Source organism: Oceanobacillus sp. CFH 90083, assembly GCF_009389585.1.
GTDB lineage: Bacteria > Bacillota > Bacilli > Bacillales > Amphibacillaceae > Oceanobacillus.
This window is the reverse complement of record NZ_VIYG01000046.1, coordinates 1-536: the sequence shown is the minus strand read 5'-3', so window position 1 is coordinate 536 and position 536 is coordinate 1. Positions and strand designations below refer to the sequence as shown.

Sequence of the window (536 nt, the reverse complement as noted above, 5' to 3'; positions counted from 1 at the left end):
CTTCCTCGACTTCTGCCTCTTCCGTTACAAACTCTTCAGGTTTACTAAACTCCAGGTGTTCTTCACGGTCGAATGAATTGTCTGATAAAATATCTTCTATTTTTAGTAGTATGTTTTCATCTGCAACGCCTGTGTCCTCTAAATCATAAAATGCTTGAAATGCTTTTACAGCTGCTTCCGTATGTAAGCCATAATACATTGTAGGGTTTTCTAATGCTGCAAATCCAAGCTCTGTTAAATTTTCTTTCAGCTCTTGAACCTTTTCATCATTATTACCTATTTCAAATTTTATTCCTTCTGACACTGTCTCATCCGTGGAAGAATCCTGTTCAGTAACCGATTCTTTATTCCCATCTTCTTGATCATCATTTTGCTTGTCTTCTTTTGCCGGATTATTCATCGCATATACTTCACTAACAGAAGCAAATGGGGAACTCACCAATATAATAATCAGAAAGAGGGGAAACCACTTTCTTTTCAAATTCTATACACCTCCCAGTATTTTATTGTATCTTTCTATTTATCTATCGGCAATA

The 536-nt window shown here is 35.8% G+C and carries 1 protein-coding gene; it reads right to left on the bottom strand.

The features are described 5' to 3' along the window. Nucleotides 1–481: peptidoglycan-binding domain-containing protein (locus FLK20_RS21410; protein WP_194165720.1), on the bottom strand; the 481-nt coding region annotated here is incomplete at its 3' end. Nucleotides 482–536 lie beyond the last annotated feature (55 nt).